This window comes from Brevundimonas kwangchunensis, from assembly GCF_039523815.1.
Lineage (GTDB): Bacteria > Pseudomonadota > Alphaproteobacteria > Caulobacterales > Caulobacteraceae > Brevundimonas > Brevundimonas kwangchunensis.
This window is the reverse complement of the sequence record NZ_BAAAGA010000005.1, coordinates 219,169-241,283: the sequence shown is the minus strand read 5'-3', so window position 1 is coordinate 241,283 and position 22,115 is coordinate 219,169. Positions and strand designations below refer to the sequence as shown.

The 22,115-nt window shown below is 60.7% G+C and carries 13 protein-coding genes; 8 read left to right on the top strand and 5 right to left on the bottom strand.

Translation table 11 applies throughout. From position 1 onward, the window contains the following. Window positions 1-132 precede the first annotated feature (132 nt). From ABDZ95_RS10305 to ABDZ95_RS10295, 3 genes are read left to right on the top strand one after another with little or no spacing between them, the layout of a single operon-like run. Window positions 133-1,410 carry a tyrosine-type recombinase/integrase gene (locus ABDZ95_RS10305; RefSeq protein WP_343793373.1) on the top strand — a complete coding sequence of 426 codons (1,278 nt, stop codon included), beginning with the start codon at window positions 133-135 and terminating at the stop codon, window positions 1,408-1,410. Beyond that, entirely contained in the window at window positions 1,407-3,737 is a 2,331-nt protein-coding gene (locus ABDZ95_RS10300; protein ID WP_343793371.1) for a hypothetical protein, read from the top strand. The genes ABDZ95_RS10305 and ABDZ95_RS10300 overlap by 4 nt, the downstream gene beginning before the upstream one ends. Further along, window positions 3,727-4,200: a hypothetical protein gene (locus tag ABDZ95_RS10295; protein ID WP_343793369.1), complete on the top strand. Its 474-nt coding sequence runs from the start codon at window positions 3,727-3,729 to the stop codon at window positions 4,198-4,200. Before ABDZ95_RS10300 ends, ABDZ95_RS10295 begins: the two co-directional genes overlap by 11 nt. Here ABDZ95_RS10295 and ABDZ95_RS10290 read toward each other — a convergent pair. Continuing rightward, complete coding sequence (locus ABDZ95_RS10290) at window positions 4,179-4,415, bottom strand: helix-turn-helix domain-containing protein (RefSeq protein WP_343793366.1); 237 nt, start codon at window positions 4,413-4,415, stop codon at window positions 4,179-4,181. The genes ABDZ95_RS10295 and ABDZ95_RS10290 overlap by 22 nt on opposite strands. 929 nt (window positions 4,416-5,344) lie before the next feature. Further along, window positions 5,345-5,641 carry a nucleotidyltransferase family protein gene (locus ABDZ95_RS10285; protein WP_343793364.1) on the bottom strand — a complete coding sequence of 99 codons (297 nt, stop codon included), beginning with the start codon at window positions 5,639-5,641 and terminating at the stop codon, window positions 5,345-5,347. Window positions 5,642-5,761: 120 nt separating this feature from the next. Between ABDZ95_RS10285 and ABDZ95_RS10280 the strand changes: the two genes are divergently transcribed. The 5 genes from ABDZ95_RS10280 to ABDZ95_RS10260 all read left to right on the top strand — a co-directional run bounded on the left by ABDZ95_RS10280 (window position 5,762) and on the right by ABDZ95_RS10260 (window position 17,849). Then, entirely contained in the window at window positions 5,762-6,571 is an 810-nt protein-coding gene (locus ABDZ95_RS10280; protein WP_343793362.1) for a DUF2971 domain-containing protein, read from the top strand. Window positions 6,572-6,958: 387 nt separating this feature from the next. Beyond that, on the top strand, window positions 6,959-10,885 hold the full coding sequence (locus tag ABDZ95_RS10275) for a hypothetical protein (RefSeq protein WP_343793360.1): 3,927 nt from the start codon (window positions 6,959-6,961) through the stop codon (window positions 10,883-10,885). Between the two features lie 231 nt (window positions 10,886-11,116). Further along, on the top strand, window positions 11,117-15,499 hold the full coding sequence (locus ABDZ95_RS10270; protein ID WP_343793358.1) for an NACHT domain-containing antiphage protein HyoA: 4,383 nt from the start codon (window positions 11,117-11,119) through the stop codon (window positions 15,497-15,499). 11 nt (window positions 15,500-15,510) lie between these two features. Next, complete coding sequence (locus ABDZ95_RS10265) at window positions 15,511-15,690, top strand: hypothetical protein (protein ID WP_343793356.1); 180 nt, start codon at window positions 15,511-15,513, stop codon at window positions 15,688-15,690. 8 nt (window positions 15,691-15,698) lie between these two features. Beyond that, window positions 15,699-17,849, top strand: a complete 2,151-nt coding sequence (locus tag ABDZ95_RS10260; protein ID WP_343793354.1) for an SEC-C metal-binding domain-containing protein — start codon at window positions 15,699-15,701, stop codon at window positions 17,847-17,849. Window positions 17,850-17,901: 52 nt separating this feature from the next. Here the strand turns inward: ABDZ95_RS10260 and ABDZ95_RS10255 are convergent, their stop codons facing one another. The 3 genes from ABDZ95_RS10255 to ABDZ95_RS10245 are packed head-to-tail and all read right to left on the bottom strand — an operon-like array spanning window position 17,902 to window position 21,715. Further along, window positions 17,902-18,609: a hypothetical protein gene (locus ABDZ95_RS10255; RefSeq protein ID WP_343793352.1), complete on the bottom strand. Its 708-nt coding sequence runs from the start codon at window positions 18,607-18,609 to the stop codon at window positions 17,902-17,904. Then, entirely contained in the window at window positions 18,606-19,412 is an 807-nt protein-coding gene (locus ABDZ95_RS10250) for a TIGR02391 family protein (protein ID WP_343793350.1), read from the bottom strand. Before ABDZ95_RS10250 ends, ABDZ95_RS10255 begins: the two co-directional genes overlap by 4 nt. Next, on the bottom strand, window positions 19,409-21,715 hold the full coding sequence (locus ABDZ95_RS10245) for a hypothetical protein (RefSeq protein WP_343793348.1): 2,307 nt from the start codon (window positions 21,713-21,715) through the stop codon (window positions 19,409-19,411). Before ABDZ95_RS10245 ends, ABDZ95_RS10250 begins: the two co-directional genes overlap by 4 nt. Window positions 21,716-22,115: the final 400 nt, after the last annotated feature.

Genomic DNA, 22,115 nt, shown 5'->3' with positions numbered 1-22,115 from the left:
CCGACCATAGTCCGGTACTATGATGACTTCGCGCGAATGCAGCGAACTCTCAGAACTGACGCTGAGAGTGGCTGGATCATAGAGCACAACGGTGCCGAAGTGAGCTTGGCGCTCCGCTTGGCGAACTCGCCGATGCTGGACCTTGTGAAGGTCGCCTTGGTCGAGGCTCTGACCAATCTCTCGCCCGCAACCGCCATCGGCTACTGCGGAGTTTACAACCGCTTAGCCCCAGAGCTGCTGACCGGAATCATCCGGCACCTTCTCGGCAGCTCACCGACGGCATTCCGGCAGCGTTGGATTGTCGATTTTCGTGACCGGCTGACCAGACAGCAGGCCGTCGCCGTTAGGCATCTTGCTCGGACCACATGCCGGCTTGAACTGGGAGAATGGCGGATCTCGGATCTGTCGCTCGTCCGCGACCTGCCGGGTCATCACTTGGACAAGTACGCCGGTATCCGGGATGGTTCGTCCTTCCTTAGCGGCAACGCTCGCTCATTGATCGTAGAGTTCATTGATACCGTAGCTCGCGAGGTCGAGGAGACCCGACCTCCCCGCATCCGAATCCGAGATGCCGCCATCTTGGCCATCTCGTTCCAGTTCGGTCTGCGTACGAAACAGATTGCGTCTATTGAGCCCGAAGATCTGAAGTTCTTCGAGAATGGCGCCCTTCATATCCGTATTGGACTAATCAAACAGCGGGGTGCGAAAATTGGTCGAACGGTCACTCGCCGCGTACAGCAAGGATGGGTGAATATCTTTTCTGCTTGGATGGAGGTTAGACCTCCTAAATCAGCGAAGCTCTTTGACCTGCGGCCCGATCAACTCGGAGACGTAATTCAGGCACTTACGAGCGACCTAAGCGGAACGGCATATTCCGCTCGCGACCTAAGGCACACCGCCGCACAACGCCTGGTGGACGGTGGCGCCTCCAGAGAGAGCGTGTCTGACTTCCTGGGCCATACGGACACAACCGCCGCAGATGTCTATTTCACAAGTTCGCCAACCCAAGCCGCGTTGGTCAACGCCGCCTTGGGATATTCGCCGACCTATCAGGCAGTGGCAGCCGCTGGCAGAGGCGACTTAATCACCGCGACCCAGCTCCTGAAACGGCCTCTGGATGAGCAGGTCTCCGGCATGCCTCACGGCATTCCGGTTTCGGGAATTGGAGCCTGCACGTCCGGTCAGACGCAGTGCCGGCGGAATCCGGTTCTCGCCTGCTATACCTGCCACATGTTCTTGCCCGTTTCCGACGCGGCTCTGCACCGTGGTGTGCTCGAGGATCTTCGAGGCGTCGTTCGAGACTTTGATCAGCCGGCGAAGCTCGATCGAGTTTCAGGAGCAATGATGCAGCTCCGCGCAACCTTGGAGGCCATCGAAGCAGTGGTTGGCGAAACGGAGAAATCCTCGTGACCCCTGAACTCCAAGCCTTCCTTCGCCTCGGACGGGAGCTCGCAGAGTCCAGGCATCTCAGCTGGGACCTCCCCTACGACCTGACGACCGGTTCTATTCCCCGGGACCGCTGGTGGGACCTGTCGGCCCTCGTGAACGCCAATACGGGAGTGAGGGTCAAGCTTTCTACGTTTGCCACTCACGACGCCAGCCTGGACGCGATCGCTCGCTTTGGAGGCGGTAAGGCCGCACCTGTAATGACCGGCGAGTGGATCGAACTCTACAAGGCGGTAGCGCTGCAGGACATCCTCGTTCTGGGCAACAAGCCCTCCAACTTCGGTGCGAATGTCGGTCCCTCTTTTCGCATCCTAGCCGCGGCCGCAGGTTCGCTGGCGCCGCACGAGCTAAGCAGCGACCAAGTGCAGCTCGGCTTCAATGCAGCTCTGGTCGCCAGCGACTCCGCCAAGCGTGCGTCTACGCTCAAGGCGTTGGTCACACGCTGGTTCGATGCGACAGGCATCTGCCAGCACCGGCCGCTTGCCCAGTATTGCACAGCTTATCCGGGCCGATCGGAATTGCTCGGACAAGTTCAGAAGCTCGCCGTCACGTCACGCCGGCAAACCGACACCAAGCGGCCAGCTGCGCTCAGGTCGGAACTCAGCCAGCGTCACTTCGCCGAGAAATTGCCCAGCGAGGAGGCCCTTCTTGAGCTGATACGGATCGTCTTCGGCGAACGACCTCGCACGGTGTCTGACATGGTCAGATTTCACCAGGTGCGCATTCTCCTCACGACCGGTTTCCGCGCTGGCGAACTCGTGACCTTGCCGGCCGCGACCCTCGTTTCCCGTGAGCAGGAGACCTCGCATGCTCGGCTCTATGGCCCCCCTGCCCCCGCTCTGGCGCTCAGGCACTTTGCTGAAAAGCAGTTCGCGAAGGGCCGTGGAGCTGATCTGATCGAAAGTCTTCACCACGTCCCTCCCCTGTTTGCGCCGATCGTCAAAGAGAGCGTCGCGGAAGTGCTCCGACTTACCGCGCCGATGCGAGAGATGTTGAAAGCTCAGCGGACGGCCGGACGGCTCTTCCCCGAGGTCGCGCTAGATGCCCTCGTTCCGTGGACGGAGGCCTATTCTCGCTTGTCTGGAATGATGCAATTCTCAAGCGAGCCCATCCCCGATGATCTGAAGACCCGATACCGGGCAAACTATGACGCGAGCGTGCTTACTGAGATGCGGGATCACCAACGCGCTTGGGCCTCCCGCCGGCCTCATAAGCAGGTCCGGGAGTATTTTTTGCGTGCCAACACCGCGCTGCGGCGCCCCATGGTTCGCGACAGTCGCGGCGAATTTCTCCACCTCGGTAACCGGGTTCGTACAGGTGATATCGGCCTATACGTGCTCGGCGCGGACATGGAGTCGTATGCGGCCACCCACCTTCCGAGCAAAACGCCGGACATGCGGGTCAGCCAGGCCGGAAGCCGTGCTCTAGGCATTGAAGATTTCTTGTTTTTGTACCCGGCTCGGGCGCTAGCTGAGGAGAAGCACGACGCCATCGTTGATCTCGACCGGTACTTCGCCGTGCAACGGACGGAGCGGCAAGATCTGGAACTGCAGCTCGGCGGATCGGCCCGTGAAGGAAAGCTCTTTCAGAAGTACGGGATGGACGAGAAGTCACGTTTGTTGGCTGTCAATCCGCACGCCATCCGGCACCTGCAGAACACCGAACTTTTCCGCCTTGGGGTCGCCGACACCATCATCTCCAAGCGGTTCAACAGAAAGTCCCCCGTCCAGAGTTACTCCTATGATCATCGGACGCTGGCGGAACATCTGGACGAGATGGATCCAGCCACCGCCAAAGCTTTGGCGGATGCCGATCTTGGCCCTCAGGCGCGCAGAGCGTTCGACCTGATCAGGGGCGGTAAAATCCAAGGTCCCATTGTGAAGCAGTTCCGTAAGGTTCAGGCCGCAGAGGGGGACGACGCGGCGTTTGCCTATTTGAACGCCGAGGCCGGAGCGCTGCACGTGACCCCTTACGGGTTCTGTCTCAACAGCTTCGCGGCCAGTCCTTGCCTCAAACATCTGGAGTGCTTCAACGCCTGCTCCCATCTGGTCCGAACCGATTCACCTCAGGAACAGGCCAATCTGGAGCAGCTTCGGGATCGATACGAACTGCATATCGGAAGGCTCAGAGAGCGTCCCAGTGCAGCTCCGATGTTTGAGGTCCAGCTTCGCCACGCTGAGGCTCGGCTCGAAGGGGTGCGGGTGGCCCTTCGGCAGGCGCCCGGGAGCGCTGTGTTCCCTGATGGTGATGACCGATCACAGGTGCTCGGGGAGAACGTTAGTGTCGGATGAAGCCTATTTGGAGCAGGTCCTCGAGGCGATGATTCTCGCTAACGAAGGCATCACCTTCCGGAGCGTTTCGCGTCAGTCTGAGGGACGCTTTCCATTCCCTACTTCGCTAACTCGCCGCCCTGAACTTCGCAGCCTCGTGGAGCGATTTATGGAGCGCCAAACCGAGGCCCGGCGGTTGGCCGACAAATTGTCGAACTCAAGTCCGGCTCAGACTGCCGCCCGGCTCGCTGCGGCAGAAGCTCGTGTCGCCGAGCTCAGTCGCCAGAATACTCTTCTCGTCGCTGGCCTCCGGGGAGCGATTCTAGCTATTGGCCGGATGGGTGGCATTCATGCGTGGAAGGAGTATTTCCCCGCGTACAGCGCGGCATTTGCAGAACTCCGCAGCCTTGGGGCTGTGCCTGAGGGTGAACTGGTCCAGCTCTCAAGCGATGAGCACTTACGTCAGGAAACCTCGCTTGGGTGAAGCAGACGCCACGCTTCGACAGAGAGACCACTCGCTAAAGCAGTCAGGCTGTCCAAGGAAACATTTCGCTCCGCTCGCTCAACGGATCCGACGTACGTGCGATGGAGGCCAGCTGCAGCTCCAAGCTCCTCTTGGCTCAGACCACGCTCCCTGCGGAGCCGCCTGAGGTTGCCAGCAACCACCTTTCGCAATCCGTCACCGCGGGCCTCGACCATCGTTTAAGGGTCGAGACATGATGACTTTGCGTCGACAGACGTTAAGTAGCATTTATGCCTTCCCGAGCTGCTCAGACGACCGCTGGCCCGGTCTACCGGATCACTGTCCTAGTGGGGCGGCCCGTGTTCCAGGAGTTGAGCGATGGCGCTCATGCTGCGGGAACTTCTCTGCCAAACTACGTGAGCGAGTTGATCTCGAAGAGAGTGGCTCAGGAACTGTTGGCCCCGTCACCGACATGGCTTGCAATCCCCGTGGCGGCCCAACCAATTCGCCTTGCACTACCGGAGGACGCCTACAAAGCCATCGAGCGGCTTTGTGGGCTTTGCGGGCACCGACGCGACACCGTTCTTAGCAATCTCGCAGCGGGAGCTCCCCGAACGCCGGATGCCGAAATGACTCTTGGCTTCCTTCGAACGGATCCCGGCAAAGGACGCATCTTTGGAATGTATTTCGAAGTTGCTGGCTTTCAGTACGCCTTGTTGAGGCTCCTCGCCGGAGACATGTTTTCGATAGGTCGCGTTCTCGACGCAGCCTTCGTCGCGTTGGCTAGGCAGGCAGCGAGTACTGGCTTGCTGCACGAACAACCGATCTCCCAGGGGGCGAAGCAGTTCGCATCCAAAATGGTAATGATTGAGAACCGTCGGCGTGCAGGGCGGCTTGGTTGAGGGCCGCATTAAGCAAACGCGGCAGTTTGCACGAGTGCGACCTTACTGCGGAGGCAGAGTCGCTAGACCGGTACTGTTCCTGGTCGATGAAGCCGATGCAACCGCCCAGACTCGGAGTTTTGGCGCAAATGCACCATGATGATGAACGCGTTCAGCCGTGACGAAGCATCCGAACTACTTCTGGAGCAGCAACCTTGCTGGCCCAAATGCCTGAGCAGCCAATAGCCCCATGATAAGTTTAATCTACTAGCCGAGCTGGCCCGTCAAAACACTCGTATCAGGTCCACTTCGACACCTATGTTCGACGTGGTTCGGAGGTTCCGTCGTTCGATGAAATTGACGCGGGTGCCTAAAGCATCAACGAGGTCGAGGTAGAGGCCGCCCTGATCGAAAGCGTCGAAGTCAGAACCGGGCGCGATGTCGAAAGCCACTCCCACCGTAGAGCCTGGTGCTCGCTCATCGCGAGCAACCGATCCAAACAGGTAGATTTGCGACACTCCACGGCCTCTTAAGAATGTCTCGAGGCTACGCAGGCTCGCCAAGGCATCATCACGGCGCATCTGGTTCAACCTTAAGCCACGGGCCGGTCACCGCTAGTGGGAGGCTAAGCAGTTCCCTCCGCGCGGACAATGGCGAGATCCGGTCGGGACAGAAGCTCTGCCCTCGCCTAACCTTGATCCATGACCGATCCTTATCTGCCCGACGGCCCACCGCCGCTGCTTTACAAATTCCTTGGCGTGGGATCGGACTTGTCACCGCCGTGGACAGAGAGGCTCAACGCCTTGTTGGAAGGGAAGTGTTTCCATCCGGGCGCGGCGGCTTTCAACGACCCCTTCGATTGCTGGCCTTACGGGGCCCTGCCGGATTCCAAGGCCGGGTTCGAAGCCACGCAGGCTCCATTCATCGCCACCTTAGCGGAGAACGAGCGCCGAGACATTCCGGCCAACTATGCGATCCCGTGGATGACGAAGAAGTTCGCCAGCAAGTCGATCGAGGATATCCACGATGGTGTTCAGAGGGGCCTTCGCATGGCGGCCGACGCTACTGGCGTCTTTTGTTTGGCAGCCTGTATCGAGAGCACGTTGATGTGGAGCCACTACGCCTCCAGCCACGCAGGCGTCGCGTTACGCTTCGACTTTCGCCGTCAGCGCCGCGGCGGATTGAACCCGCTCTGGAAGGTTCGGTACGAGAAAGAGCGTCCTGTGCTGGACACGCTTCAAATGGGTAAGCTTGGCGACGTCGTGCCCCGGGCATTGGCGACCAAATCAGACACTTGGGCTTATGAGCAGGAGTGGAGGTCCATGAAGTCCGAGGGGGCGGGGCAAGTCTTTAGGTTCGATCCGGAGGTGATCACCGGCGTGATCTTCGGTGCCAATTGCAGACCCGAGGATGAGGCCTGGGTGCGCGACCGGGTTCGACTTCGCGGACTTTCTCTGGAGCGGATGCGACCAGACCCCAAGAGCTTCGCGCTGATCCGCAGTCCGGCCTGAAGGCTTCAGGTTCCGCTGCAGGGGCGGCGATCGCCTGAAGCCTGACAAAAAAGTGTCTGCGCCCTGCCCCGCGACGGTGCCGGCTGCTTCCTGGGCCACACCTGCCAACAGTGCTGGCGGTTTTCGCGCGGTAACCGGTGACCAAGCCCCCCACTTTGACGCATTCGATATGGTGGGAGTGATAATGGATTTGAAGGATGCGTTTGGGGGCGGATGTTGATTTGATAGAGCGCTGAGCAATCCGCTGAATTTGCACGACAGGTTGCTGCGATCTAGTTCAAATATTCTGAAGCTGATGTGGGACTAGGTTGCCGGTCCTTCCAAGCACCATTGGATTTCACGACTTGGCGCTTCCTGTCGAAAAGGCCATCCATCCTGACGACCCATATGATCCTCATCGACCCGGAACTTTGGGCTAAAACACGGGCCGGTGCCCGTTCCGGGCGGGGCTTCCGCTACCAGGACGCTCTTTGCGCGGCCTTGGCGGTTCAAGCTTGGGCGGGCGAAGCCGCGTGGACGGCAGTCGTTCCTGAAGGGCTGGAGGACGCGACACTGCATGGCGCGAACCTAGAGATCCGCGCCCAGATCAAGTCTCGGCACGATCCCCGCAATCTCTTCAGCCTGACCGAAATCGCCGGGCACGTCGCCGAGATGACGCTCAAGCTCCCGGAACTCGCCGAGAACGACACCCGCCTCGCCCTGATCCTCGAGACGGACATTGCAGGCCTCCATGGCTGCGGGTTTTCAACGCCGATCAGCCGGTCGGGACAGAACCTGGACGACCTCACAAGAGCCCTCGAAAGAGCCTACGGCGCGCGAACGCTCGATGCGCCGTCTCTGCTTGAGCGCCTCCATCTGATCGTGGAGCCGGATCCCCTCGGCGCATTGCCGGATACTCTTGAAAGGAAAGGTGGACTTACGCCTGCAGCAGGCAGGCTGGTCGGCCACCAGCTCAGGGCTGCGGCGGGCAAGGCTGCTGATGACAACTTCACCAACCGTCCGGAACAGCCCGCCACCTTGGGCGCGACGGACGTCCAAGCCCTCATCGACAGCGTCCAACGCGTCATCGATCCCTTGGGCAAACTGGAGCTCTCGGACGGCCTTTGTGAAGCGGCCGACTTTCACGCCCCCCTGAACACGTCGGACTTCTACAGCGGCGTAAATGTCATGCCGGGGCATGTCGGTGCGGGTCTGGTGTTTGATCGACCGCTCGAGACCGCCGATATTCTTCAGGCGCTCGAGATCAGCAGACGATGCTTGGTCGCCGGACCATCCGGAGCAGGCAAATCCGCGCTGACCTGGCTGGCGGCGCATCACACCCGCCATGCCGTCCGTTGGTATCGGGTGAGGCGTCTTTCCGACGTTGATGCGCCAAGGCTGGCCCAACTGGCCCGCGTACTGGACGCCAGTCCGACCCGCCCCGTGGGTTTCGTCGTTGATGACATCGGCCGCCTCGGCGCCGCTGGTTGGGATGCGATGGTCACGGAAGTCGAAGCGATACCCGGCTTGCTGCTGATGGGTTCGATCCGGGAAGAAGACGTGTTTCTTCTCGGGACCGCTTCGACAACGCCCGTCATCCGCCCTCACCTGGACGAAGCGCTGGCCCAGCGCCTCTGGTCGGCTCTATCCGCCGAAGGCGACGTCGCCTTCGCGCACTGGGTCGAGCCGTTCGAGGAGAGTCGGGGCCTGCTGCTGGAATACACGCACCTGCTGACCAAAGGCCGACGCCTCGAGCAGACGCTGGCGGAGCAGGTTCGCCGCCGGCTGGCGGAGAACCGCATGGATGAGCTCGAGCTGATGCGAGCCATCGTCTTCCCCGGACGCTACGGCGCGGCCGTCAACGGGCGCGCCGTCCAGATCGGCCTCGGCTGGGAGGATTTCCGCATGACGCGGGCTCTGGCCCGTCTGATCGAGGAGCACGCCGTTCGGGAAATGCCGGACGGAACCCTGGGGGGACTTCACGAGATTCGATCGGCCTATCTGGATGACGCCGTGCAGGCCTGCACGACTGCGCCGTTGGCCGAAAAGGTCGCGCGAGCCGCCGCCTTCGTAACCACCACAAACCTGCATGCCTTCATCACCCGTGTTCTGCGCGCTCATCCGGAGATGCAGAAGGACGTCATCGCAGCTCTGGCGAGCCGCGTCACCGCCGGTGGGCTGGCGGACCTCACGGCGGCCGTTCACGGGCTCGGTTTGGCGACGGCGGATCTGGTTGCAGAGGGCTGGCTGGAGATCTCCCGGCGCTTCGAAGTCGACGACCGCTTCTCGTCGCTGCTGTTCACCTTGACCCTGTCGGACCCGCTGGACGGCGATCTGCCATTGTTCTTGAAGCAGCGCCAGACCAAGGCAGCGTTCTCAGAAATGCAGATCGAGGACCTCCGTATCGCTCTCTTCGAAGCGCTCGACAACCTGGGCAACATCGAGATGGGGCAGTTCGGGGTCGAGGACGTCCATCGCCTGCAGGCCGCCTTGATGCCTCTAAGGGGGTGTCGCGCTGCGCCCCAATTTGATCTCATGATCGACCAGGACCTCTCTGAGGTGCCCGTCATTCCCCTGCTGGAGTTTGTCCGGACGACCGAAGAGGTGTCGCCGCCACAGGCGGCGCGCCTCATCGAACTTGCCGGAGGATCCGAGTCCGTTCTGGCGCGACTGCGGGATGAGCTTCCCTGGATCACGACGCCCCGGCTGACGCAGTTCGAGGATGAGGAGACGGGCGTTTCCGAGCTCGCCGTCGAGGGCTATGTCCGGATCATTTCCGAAACTGTCCAGACCGATCTGCACGGCGATGTCGTTCGGCTTTGCGAGTTGATGCTAGCCGCAGCGCCCGAAGCTCGACGCGCCGTCTCCGACGCGCTGACGCCCACCGGCGACCCGTTGATGGTGCAGGGACGGAGCTTCAACCGGAAACGTATCCCTCGCGGAAATCTGCCCGGTCCGGCCCACATCGCGTGGACCCGCGCGCAGGCGCGCGCCGTGGACCGTCTTGTCGGCGCGCCGCAGCAGACCGGGCGCACCGCCTCCCTCGCCGGCCTCATCGAGGAGTTGGCGCGTCGTCTCGACGAGGCGGCGACCTTCTACCTGCGGATGGAGCAGCCCGGAAACCGCTGGAGACTGCTGCTGGATATCGGAGCGATGTTGAGGGACTTCGTGCCCCCGCCGCAGGTCAGCGAAGCCATGTCGGACACTCTGGACGCCGGCGCGTTTTCCGGCTCCGACACCATGCATGCCTTCGCTGCCGACCTGCAGCGACTGGCGACCGAACTCGCGAATGGCGACGATACGGATGTTGCGGTCCGCGCCATGCGTGTGGTCGATCTGGTCGAAACCGCCCGGAAGCTCGCCGATCCCGAACTCTGGCGGATGATCTCGTCTCCTCCGACACAGGTGATGTCCGAGCTCCACGCACGTCTTCAGGATATCCGGGCGGTATGCGGCCACATCGCCAATGACCCGCTGCGCCGCGGACGGTGGGCTGCGCACTTCAGCAAGACGAGCCGACGTCATTCGCCCTTGCCTGCCGCCGCCGCCCAATCTCGGGCTCAGGCTGAGGCAGACCTCGCTTCACGCTGTAAAACTTACAAGGAAGCCTTCGCTGAAGCAGGACTGACGGTGCAGGTCTACTCCCGCGCGCCGGAGAAGGACGAAGGGTACGCCTGGCCGCATGTCTACTTTGCTGGCCTGGTGGTGTCCGCCTCGATCCAAGAGTGGCTGGAAATCATGCCCCGGTTCATCGAGGTCTGCGCAGGCTTTGCGGACGCGCCCCGCATGAGCTGGGCTCCCTTGATCGGGGATCAGATACCGCCCATCGCCGTGGTCCGGATCGGAGAGACCCTTCTTCCGGATCTCGGCTTCGCAACGGAATGGGCGGAGCATCTCCCCTACCCCATCATCGGCACGCCTCTGTTGGACAAGGTAACCCACACGCTGAACGACATCTCGGCACTATCGGCGATGATCTTGGACAAGGGCGTCGATCTGAACCCTGCGGAGTCTGAACACGCAGAAGCACACCTTGAGCGGATCAACGACGCAATCACCTGGTTCAACGACGCGATTGAGGACACCCCTTCCGTCGCGGTCGCCTACGCCGGTCAGCTCGTTCTGACATGCTTCCAGCGTATCCAGGCTGAACTCGATGACGATTTCGAAGGCGAGACGCTTGCCGCCGAGTTCACGCGAATGCTGAACAACGACATGACCGACCTGACATCCCAAGTCGCCGGCCTGCGCATCGTCCTTATGGAGCATGCCCTCGGCCTCCAGGCATGGTCGGAGCTGTCCGCGCCGCTGGATAACGATAGGCCCAAGATCTGATCTCTAGGATTCCGAGCTGGCAACCTGAATGAATCGTCGCGATCCGCCTGCGCGTTCGCACCTGCTCTTTCGAGAAGGGTCTAGGATCTCCACAACGGTCCAAGACCGCATCGCCACACATCGCGCTCGGACAGCACATAAGCACCGGGCCGCGCTTTGCTTATCCATGCCTGTGTACAATACTAATTCAGGCTCGCAACATCACGTGTTGGCGCTAGATTTCAGGCGGAAATGACGACCCGCGAAACATTCATCGAACTTGCACGACGCTTCCGCGACCTCACCGATAAGGAGCGCGAGGATCCCGTTAATCTTGCATTCTGGGGCTTCCACGAGAGCAAGCTTGGAAGCGGCTGGGATGAGCTTCTGAAAAGCGAGCGCGTGGTGATTCTGGCGGAAGCCGGATCGGGCAAAACCCGCGAGATGCAAACGCAGACGCAGCGCCTGCTCGCCGAAGGCAAAGCAGCGTTCTTCATTCCGGTGGAGGCGCTCGACCGGGAAGGTGTTCGCCCTTACCTCGCAACGAACAAGGCAACCGAAAAACGGTTCGACGAATGGCTCACCGATCCTGAACAAGAAGCTTGGTTCTTCATCGATGCCGTCGATGAGTTGAAGCTGACCGACGGCAAGCTGAGTTCCGCGCTAGGCAAACTGGCTGGCGCGCTTGGAGAGCACCAGCCGCGGGCGCACGTCTTGGTGTCATGCCGGCCAACCGATTGGCGACCGGTTCAGGATATGGAGACGTTCGAAACCCTTCTGCCGGTCACAGCCCCCGCCGTCGAGCAGCCGCTGACCGGCGAAGAAGGATTTTTGGCACCATTCGATAAGTCGGTAGAGGCATCTCCCCCGCCCCAAAAAAAGGCTGTCGAACAGGCCCGATGCGTCTTTCTCCTGCCGCTCGACCGGCAACAAATCGAGGCCTTTGCCAAGGCACGCGGCGTCGTTGATACGAAGGCATTCCTTGAAGAGCTTCATCGAAGAGATGGGTGGACCTTTGCTCGGCGGCCTTTGGATCTTCAGGGGCTGATCGACACGTGGCGGGAGAGCGGCAAGCTTGGATCTCGCCGGGAACAGCATGAAGCCGACGTCACGTTGTCGTTACGCGATGATCCCGAACGCGCTGACCAGCACGTCCTTACTCCGGAGAAGGCCCTCGAAGGTGCGGAACGGCTCGCGTTGGCCATGCTGCTGGCGCGTGAACGCACCATCCGGGCACCGGAACAGGCGGTCGCTTCGACGAGTGAGCAATCATCGCTGAACGCTGAAACAGTACTTAGCAATTGGACGCCACAGCAGGTGAAGACGCTGTTGCGTCGTGCGATCTTCGACCCGGCAACCTATGGCCGCGTTCGTTTCCATCACCGCAGCGTCCAAGAGTATCTAGCGGCCTGCCGACTCGTGCATCTTCGCGAACAGGGTTTGCCAACTCGGCAGCTTTGGAAGCTGCTTTTTGCGGACACCTATGGCGAGAAGGTGCTTGTACCGTCGATGCGTCCGGTCGCGGCTTGGCTTGCGAACAGCGACAGCCAGATCGCTAAGGAGATACTCCGGCGAGAACCGGAAGCCCTCATCCTACACGGTGACCCGGAAACGCTGCCGCTGGCAACGCGCATCGCGCTCGTCCGTGCATACGTAGCAGCTTATAGCGGCGGCGATTGGCGGGGCCTGGAGATGCCGATCGCCGAGGTTCAACGGCTGGCGCGCTCCGACCTGAAGGACGTGGTTCGGGAATGTTGGGCGCAGGCTTACGAGAACGAAGAGGTTCGCGAGTTTCTCCTGAAAGTCATCTGGCTGGGGGCCATTGCGGATTGCGCGGACCTAGCGAATGAGGCGCTCTGGGACAAAGCTTTGGGTCCTCACGCGCGTGTCGTGGCTAGCCGTGCGCTTGAAGACTGCAAGCGCTACGATCTGCTGATACTCGCGACGAAGGATATAGCGGCATCCAGCACACGGTGGCCTGATCGTGTCGTTTACGGCTTCGTTGCGGGCGTCTTTCCTCAGGCAGTCTCCGCCAAGGATCTCGTCAAGATCGTCAAGCGCACTCCGGAGCCAAAGAAAACCGTAGGCGGATTTTCGTGGGCACTGCTCACCCAGGCCGGAGAGCTGGACCCGCTAGCTAAGACAACGACAGAGCTTCGCAAAAGACTTCAAGAACTGGTCTGGGAGGGGCGTTCCGGTTCGGACTGGTGGCAACCCAGAAGTCAATTTGGTTACCTCACACCGGCGCTTGCAAAAATCTGTCATCGACAGTTGGCCGCCAGCATCCACGATAAGGCACTACTCTCGGCAGCCGTAACCGCAAGCCGCTTCCATGACGAGCGTGTTCTCGGCCGCGAAGACTTGCAAGAGTTACGCACTTGGTGCGCGGGAAGCGATATCAGCCGAGAGACGGCTTTCTGGCTTGAGGTTGAAGCGATGAACCAGATCGCGCCGACCAAGGACATTCGGAATTGGGTCTACCACGCTCAGCATCACGGCTTGATCGGTCACCTAGTCGCGGCCGACTGGGCTTGGTTGATCAAAGGGCTGGCGAAGTCTCGATCCGACCCAATGCGGGCCGTCGCGCTCGAAGGGCTGATTTCGCTTTGGTATGAGCGTGGTCGAGTTCCTGCTGAGCTGGCAGACCTAACGCGACGTATTGCTGACGTTCCTGAACTTTCCACCACCCTGCTGGCTCGCACGACCCCGGTTCCTGACGATGGGCGGATGGCGAAATGGGAACGGCAAGACCAGCGTTTCAAAAAGAAGCGTGAAGTCGAGGCCGCGAAGGTCCTGAAATCTTGGAGTGAGTGGCTCCCCAAGCTTAAGGCTGACCCAGAAAGGGCGTTCAGAGGACGGGCGAAAGGTGTAACGCGCTGGAATCTCTGGCGCTGGCTCAGCCACGATAAACGTGCGGAGTCTGACCAAGGCCTTCTCGCTCGTCGGAACTGGCACCGGATCAAGGCCGTCGTCAACGATCGTGTAGGCGAACTCTTTGAAGCTTCACTACGGGAGTACTGGCGAAAGAATGAGCCGCCGCTGAAATCTCGTCGCGAGCCCTCGGATCGCAACGTCATATACAACTCACAAGGGCTCGCCCTGACGGGCCTCTTGGTGGAGGCGTCCTCGGACCCAATGTGGGCGTCCAAGCTTTCACGTGCCCATGCACGTCGCGCGGCCGAGTGGGCGATGCTGGAGTTGAACGGCTTCCCAGATTGGTTTCCCGGCCTCGCCGCCGTTCACCCGAAAATTGCAAACGCCGTGTTGAATGCGGAAATCGACGGCGAGGTGGCGAGCATTGTGCCCCACGGTCATTCGCATGCAGTCAGTGCGCTCCGTTACGGCCCAGCAGAAGTGCGCAGGCTTGCGGCTTCTCACCTGTTTTCAGCTTTGAAGGTTTGGCCGAGACCGTCAAAAGACGAGCACACGCGGGCGCAGCAACTGAGCATCTTGGAGCACATCCTAGCAGCACTCGTCTCGGCGGACACACATCGCGAGGAGCTAGCGGATCTCGCTGCGCGCCGTTTCAAGGCCAGCACGACTGGGATGAATGCTGCGCTTTGGCTTCGGACACTCGCCCATTGCGACCTACGCCGGGCGATGCGCGTGATGGGGAGCGCACTAAAAAACGCGTCGGCCGAAGTACGGGCAACGCAAGGAGTTAAATGGTTCGGCACGCTTTTTGGTGACCATGGCTGGCATGGAGACACCGTGTCATTGGATGCTGACACCGATCTACTGCTTGAGCTCACAAAGCTCGCCTATGAATGCGTTCGCCGCGAAGACGACGTGGAACATGAGGGCGTTTACTCCCCGGGTCCCCGTGACGAAGCGGAGACGGCGAGGAACCGCCTCATCGGCGCGATTATTGGCAAACCTGGGCCTGAGGCCTACCGGGCCCTACTCGTCATGGCGGAAGAGCCGCTATTCGCCCACATGAAAGATCGCCTTCGTCTCATGGCGCGCCAGCGTGCATCGAACGATAGCGAACCCGACGCCTTATCACCGCAGGAAATCCGGACTTGGGAGGATCGCTTTGAAACGCCCCCGAAGAACCGCGACGAGCTCTTCCAAGTGGTGCTCGACCGCTTGGACGATATGCGTCACGACATTCTGCATCATGACTTCAACGACCGGGCCGATCTGGAGAAGATCGAGCGCGAAGAAGACCTCCAACCAAAACTAGCATTGAGACTCGCGAACAGCGCTCGCGGACAATTTCATATCACCCGCGAAGATGAGGTTGCTGGCAAGAAAGAGACCGATATTCGATTCCATGCTCCGTCGATGGACCGTGCTGTCGTCGAGATCAAAGTTGGCGACAACTGCTCTATCAATGATCTTGTCGCCGCTATCGATGACCAGCTGATCGCGAAATATCTTCGACATAGCAGTTGCACCGCAGGCTGCTTGTTGGTCACCTATGCTGGCCGCAAGGGCTTTACATGTGCTGACACTAACAAGAAGATCGGCTTTCAAGAGGTCATTCGACGTCTGCGAGTTCACGCAAGCGTACGCGAAGCGACCGAGCAGGGTCGCATTCGGCTCGATGTGTTCGGTCTCGATCTACGCGATCCGCTAAGCCCTGCTGCAACGAGTTTCCCTGACTACAGCGGGGGCCGCTCCGCAAAATGATGGCGGTGCTGATGGCGACGACCTATCTACGCATTCTGACGCAGCGCGATCGCTGGAAGGCGGCGCATCGGATGATGCGCGACGTGCTCTCGGGCTACAATACCGCTCCTACGGCCGTTACCATCGGAGGCATGCGCGTGCTGGGCCCGTCGAGGTGGCTTGGGTACCGCGAAGCCATGGGGGTTGCCTGATGTTCGGAATGACCGTGCGCGATGAGAGCGAGGTCTTCGCCGAACTGGCTGAGCTTTGCACCTCGTCGGGCTACATCCACGTCATCGCCTATTTCTGCGGGCGGGATAATTTCATCCGCTATGGCGACCAAATCCTCAAAGAGGATCTGGAGCATCAGTACTCGGAGGGCCGCCTGGTTCGAACCGAGATCTCGACGCTGATCGGTCTGCTCGTTCGCCAGCCCATCGACTTCACGATGCCATCTGCGGAGCAGCGCAACGCCGCTATCGAGCGAACGCAAGAACTCATGCTGGAGCTTCATCATGCGCTCACGAAGCCATGGATGGAGTCCTTCAAGCCCGGCGTCAATCGGTCCGTTGACCCGTTCACGCAAGGCGCAAGTCTTCGAGAGCCGATCTTCTACGGCGGGGAGTCGGCGTACCTGTTCCAGTACCGAGAGTTCGTAGAGCCGAAATACCAAGCGGACGATGCGTGGTTGGAGAGCACCAAAGGCTTCCGCATCGGGCAAGCGCGCATTGTGGCGAATGCCATTGGCGCGATCGTCAACGAACGACAACTGGCTGTTCGCAAGACGATCGACCCGAAGAAAAACCCCGAGTGGTCATTGCTTCCCGGCTTCGAGTTCAACGCGACCGAGGTCGCAGAGCGCAGCGGCGTTGAGCTGGCGGCGGTCGAGCGGATCCTGGACGCGTTCGCGCTTCCTGCAGACGACAGCAACGAGCGGTTCACCGCGCTGAACGAGTTCAATGCGACCAATGCCACCCCGCTTCTGCGCAAGGACAAGGCGACGTTCCTGCTGCTCCAGCACTACAGCCTCGTCGAGGCGATCTACGAGACGCCGTTCTTCTGGATGCTGACCGACAGAGCGTACAAGGCGACCGCGCTCACCCACCGGGGGACGTTCACGGAGGATTTCTCGGCGGAATGCCTGACGAAGGTTTTCGGGAAGGCGCGGGTATACCGAAACGTCGATGTCTACCGCAGCAAGGGCGAGAAGCTCAGCGAGATCGACGTCTTGGTCCTATTCGGTGACCGCGCCATCGTCGTGCAGAACAAGTCCAAGCGGCTGACCATCGAGGCCCGCAAAGGCAACGACCTCCAGCTACAGGATGATTTCAAGAAGGCGGTTCAGGACGCTGCCGACCAAGCGATGCTCTGCGCAGAGGCTCTTGTCTCGGGCGGTCACCGACTTGTCGACGGCAATGGTACGGAGGTCGCGCTGGTCGAGACCTTCCGGGAAGTGTTCCCGATGTGCGTGGTCTCCGACCACTACCCGGCGCTCGCGTTCCAAGCCCGCCACTTCCTCAAGTTCCGCTCCGACGACACCGTCCGCCCTCCGCTGGTGACGGACATCTTTGCGCTCGATGCGATGACGGAGATGCTGCAGTCGCCTCTGCATTTGCTGAACTACCTTCATGCGCGTGCGCGGTTCGGCGGCAAGCTGCTGGTCAGCCACGAGCTCACCACGCTGTCGTTCCATCTCAAAGAAAATCTCTGGCTTGGGGGCGAGTACGACATGGTCACGTTGGGCGATGACATCGCCCTGGACCTGGATACCGCGATGATGGCGCGGCGAGAGGGGCTACCGGGCGCCAAGACACCCGAAGGCATCCTCACGCGCCTCAACGGCACAGCGGCTGGCCGCCTGATCGCGGAGATCGAAGCGAGCGCCGACCCGAGTACGACGTCGCTAGGCCTGTGGCTCCTGTCGCTCAACGAAGGCACGCTCCGGACCATCAGCAAGGGGTTGGACCAGCTCGTAAGCGAGGCGAGGCGCGACGGTCAGAACCACGACATGACGGTTGTCGCAGGCGACCCCAGCTCTGGGCTCACCGTCCACTGCAACCACGGCGACCAAACCGAAGCGACCAGGAAACTTCTCGCGCATTGCAATCTGCGTAAGTACTCGCAGAAGGCCGACAGCTGGTTCGGACTCTTGCTGAATCCGCAAGACGGGACGGTGCGGTTGGGGCTCTCTGCCTTCTACCCTTGGGAACCAAACCCCGAAATGGAGAAGCTTGCGGCAGCCCTACCGCCACCGCCACCGCGACCTGGCTCGATCTTCTCCAAGCCGGCCCCGGCTGTGAAGCCGAAGGTCGGCCGCAACGAGCCATGTCCGTGCGGGAGTGGAAGAAAGTTCAAGAAGTGCTGCCTCTAGTCACGGCCCCAAGCCACCTTCCGTCGAAGACATACGGCGGTCGGTCGTTTCGTTATTTGAACTTGGACCGGGCGGTCCAATAGGTCCCCTTTGTCGCCCAGAAGCGCAGAACGGCGTCCCGGTAGCGTTCGACGTCTTTGACGTCCACGGAGATGGGGACAGCGAGGGCCGAATATGGCCCGGTCGTCCAGTCGTCGGTGAGACGCTCGGGCGCAACGACTGCTGCCTTCATCGCCAGAAGCGCATCGTAGGACGGACCCAAGCCATGCTTGACGGCGTTGGCCACAAGCTGGAGTTCGCGAAGGTCGGGATGGTTGAAGTTCTGGCGCAGCTCTACCGGGTCACCATCGTCTTCGCGATTGCCCATCGCCTCAATGAGACTTCTGGCGTCCTTCCAGTCGGCAATGGGCTTTAGAAGCCAGTCGCTCAGCTCGTGATTGAGGTGGGAGTAGAGCTGCTTCTCGAACAGGTGAAAAAGGCCGCTGACGCCGGTCGCAAGGAACACGCTCCGCATCTGCATGAAGCCGATCGCCTGATCGATGCCGTGTTCGTAGGCAGCCTCGACCGCCATGTCGTAGTCGTCCGGCCCCCATCGCGAGGATTTCATGACCGCTTGGGCATGCCGCTCTTGTTCGGCTTCGACGTCGTCGAAGATCGGAGCGACCCGCTCGAGAAGAATCTCAGAGTAGCGCCGAATATCTGGTGCAAACCGAGCCGACACCCACTGGTCGAAGAACAAGCTGAGCCGCGGTTCGGTCACGGCGTGCGAACCGGCATATAGGTCGCGTCCAACTGTCTGTGGAGCATCGAGATCAGCGTCAGAATGTCTTCGGCATCCTCGCGACTCATTGGCCAGTCGATGCGGGGCTCGTGCGCTGTCGGATTCCGAAAGAGGCTGAAGACGCCCCGCACCAAGCTTGCGAAGCAGCTCTGTCGACTAAGGTCTGTTTGCGTCACCAAGGGGCTTATCGCGAGCATGGGTGGTTTGCTCGCAAGCGCGCGGTCCACAAGCGTTGAACCGTCATCGGTCAACCCGGTCTTATCCCGTATCTTGGCCGCGAGGCTCTTTGCAGCTTCCAAGACGGCGTGGAAATAGTCGTCTGCTAGGAGTTCCGCGCGACAGAACCTCAGCACGTCCGGATGAACTCTGCGCAGTTCCAGATCGCTTCGTAGTTCGCGTGCGCGTCGCTCCGCTTCGGGCAACGTAGAAACCGCCTTTGCGATTTCGAGCCGTCCGGCCTCGGTGACTACCATTCCGGAAAAGGCGAGTGCTTTATTGACCCTCGCTCGCAACGGCTCAAACCGATGGGGCTCGCGGACAAAGCGCGCAGGCGCCAGCCCTTGGCGGATGAACTCCAGGATGTTGGTGCGGTCCTGCCGACGGTTCTGCACCTCGACGAAGGCGTTGTAGACGCGGAGGCGCTTGGTCATTGGGCCGGGGTCGATCATCCGGCATTGCGCGAAGAGATAACCGATTTCCGGATTGGTCAGTCCGTCATTCGTGTCTCCGAGTGCGCCGGCGAGCCCTTCGAGTTGACCGGCCGTGAAGAGCGCTTTGGTCATTGCTCACCTCCAGCTTCCGCGTTGTCTGCGGGTCGGCGGAGGTTTTGGAAGAAGACGCGGTCGGTCACGCGCGCCATATCCTCGAACGACACCGCTGTCCGATCGATGTCGAACTCCCGGGCCGTCCGCTCATAAAGGAAGTAGGGTTCAAGTTCGCGCGCCGTAAGCATGATGGCGCGCTGCCGATGCCCGTCGTTTATCGGCCGGATGAGATCAACCTCCGCATCCGTGAACGGTGTCAGCCGTGCAAACGCGATGAAGACATCGAACATGTCCGCTGGAAAGGCATTAGCCACCGCCGTGAGATTGCGCACGTCGTCGGCCGTGATCGGGTGTCGGGTCTTTGATTCACCAATGACGACCTGAATGCGGCGGTTCTGACCTCCCCGGGCGACCACGACGAAATCTGTCTCGCAAGAATGAATGGCCGCGCCGGCTGGACGAAGCGTCATGCCGGCTGCGAATACGGGATGTCCAAAGCTGTTGAGCTTGACGAGCTGCTGCAGGGTCAACGCCACCGGGATGCCGCCCGCCTGATGGTCGTCTCGACCGAAAAGGCCGGAGCGACGGAATGCCCAATCCTTGTCGCGCAACTGACTGGAAACGGCGAAGCGGTGGCCGCAGTAGTCGCATTCCAGAGAGCTCTTTGCGTCGTCGAGCGACGTCCAGAAAGACAGTGTGCAACTTGGGCAGTCGAACTCTAGCCCAGGCCGGAAGACACCCTTTTCCAGAAGTTGTTTGAGGACCGCGTCGTTCGTCAATGGCGAGCCCACGGGGCGGGGAGCAATATAGAGCTGCTGGTATTCAGCGAGCGGCCTTGTTGTGCCCTGACCGAAGATCGTCTGCATGGCCGCGCTTCGGCTGAAGGATTGGTCGGGCCGATGGCTCTCGATGAGCCGGCGAACGCCTTCGATCTTAAAAGCTCGGCAATCGTCGAGCCCTCCCATCTGCCGGATGAGGGTCGATACGATCTTGCCCGCGTCACTCGGCCTGGCCTCAATCCCGACGGTCCCGAAAATCTCGGCGATCAGTTGAGAAACATCGACAGCGCGCAAGGACATGTCGCCGTCCGCCGCTGTGGTGACGATGCCGAGGCTCTCCGGTTCGGCGCGTGCCGAGTCCCACTCGAAGTGGCAGTTGCGCCCGTAGAACTCGTTGAGCGCTGGCAGGAAAGGAAGATGGAAGGTGGCTTGCTCGTTCCCGAACAAGCCGATGCCGGGGTCCACCGACAGCACGTAGCGCTGCTGGTCCAGCGAGAAGTGTTTTGAGAATGGCCGGTCGCCTATGGCGAACGACACGGTCGTTTTGCCGGAGGATTCGCCCAGGGATGCAAGAGAGGTGCTCTCTCCAAAGAACATCACGGGGGCTTGGATGTTGAACCCATTCCACAGGTGTTCGTCGATGGCGCTTATGTTGAGGTTCTCTCCGAACCGCGTCTGATCTTCCATAGGAAGGTCGCGACGATGCCATAGGGTGAGGTGCCCTTCGTCCATGCCTGTTCGGGGCATTCGGCGGCACTCGCCGTCCCAGAACTGACGTAGCGCTTCGGACCTGGCCGCATGCCTCTCGTCGTAGAAGAACATCGGGATGTCGCAGGCGCGAAGATTCCAGAAGTTCAGCACGTCATCGAAGCTGTCCGCGTGCCCGACATAGAAGCTTGGGCTCGCCCAATGGTTCTGCACCACGTAGTGCTGCTCGACATAGACTCTGTTAAGCGAAGCAAACGTCATGGCGGCCCGGTCAAAGAGCGGCAGCTCTCCTCCTAGCGCGATGATGTTCCGCTGCCCGAGGAGATGTGTTCTCGCCAATCCGACATAGTCGGTGCCAGCCACCTCCGGTGACGGCACGCCGCCGTAAGTCGCCAAGAATACGTCTGCGAGCGGGTCTGCCGGGTCCCACTCATGCAGGTGAAGAGGTGTGGCGAGGTCCGGATTGCGGTGGACCGTCTCGTCGTAGAGCTTTGCAATCGGGTGATGGAGGTCGACGACCTGGCAGCGTGTTTCCTTACCATGAGGAACGAACAAGCCATCATGAAACAGCGGCCAGGGCAGGTGTGTTTGTCTAGCGACAAAGTCGCGAACAGCGGCGGTGTCCGACAACGCGTGAAGGGCGTCCACGCGGTATAGCCGCACCAAGGCGTTCGCATGCGCTTCATTGCCGATGGGGATGATGGGATTGTAGCGGCCGCCCCATTGGACGAACGACAAGCGCATGGCCTCTCGAAGGGCATCAAAGTCACCAACTTCTACGCACCAGCCGATGCGCAGAGGTCGATGACGTAGGTTGATGCTCAGCGTGTTCACAGGCTCTCCCGAGGGTTGTTCTATACAGCTGAGCTTGGCGGAACAAAAAGACAACCGAAATCAGAAAAGACTGAGCTGCCGCCTACACTCTTCGTAATCCCCGCCATTTACGCGACTGAGCCATTTGGACGAACCGAGCCTTGACGTATGCGTCAGGCCCCCTCCCGCCTGATCGACGTCCTCCGCGTGGAGGAAGTGCGATCGGTCTCCGGTTCCAGCCCCGGCCAAGAGTGGACCGGATTGAGGTCAGCTATGATTCAGAAGCGGTCAATCTCGCTTCCTCCTGGCGTTTATCCACAGCTCTCAGAAGGTTCGCTGTCTGCTGGGTCGGAGGCAGGGAAGAGCGGCTGTGTCCGCCACGGCCTGCAACACTCGCCATCATAGGGGCTGCAACAGGCTG

Excerpts from the sequence above, each read along its gene's own strand:
- ABDZ95_RS10305 (WP_343793373.1), top strand. The coding sequence starts at position 133 with ATGCTGGACCTTGTGAAGGTCGCCTTGGTCGAGGCTCTGACCAATCTC.
- ABDZ95_RS10290 (WP_343793366.1), bottom strand. The coding sequence starts at position 4,415 with ATGGTCGAGGCCCGCGGTGACGGATTGCGAAAGGTGGTTGCTGGCAAC.
- ABDZ95_RS10285 (WP_343793364.1), bottom strand. The coding sequence starts at position 5,641 with ATGCGCCGTGATGATGCCTTGGCGAGCCTGCGTAGCCTCGAGACATTC.
- ABDZ95_RS10280 (WP_343793362.1), top strand. The coding sequence starts at position 5,762 with ATGACCGATCCTTATCTGCCCGACGGCCCACCGCCGCTGCTTTACAAA.
- ABDZ95_RS10275 (WP_343793360.1), top strand. The coding sequence starts at position 6,959 with ATGATCCTCATCGACCCGGAACTTTGGGCTAAAACACGGGCCGGTGCC.
- ABDZ95_RS10270 (WP_343793358.1), top strand. The coding sequence starts at position 11,117 with ATGACGACCCGCGAAACATTCATCGAACTTGCACGACGCTTCCGCGAC.
- ABDZ95_RS10265 (WP_343793356.1), top strand. The coding sequence starts at position 15,511 with ATGGCGACGACCTATCTACGCATTCTGACGCAGCGCGATCGCTGGAAG.
- ABDZ95_RS10260 (WP_343793354.1), top strand. The coding sequence starts at position 15,699 with ATGACCGTGCGCGATGAGAGCGAGGTCTTCGCCGAACTGGCTGAGCTT.
- ABDZ95_RS10250 (WP_343793350.1), bottom strand. The coding sequence starts at position 19,412 with ATGACCAAAGCGCTCTTCACGGCCGGTCAACTCGAAGGGCTCGCCGGC.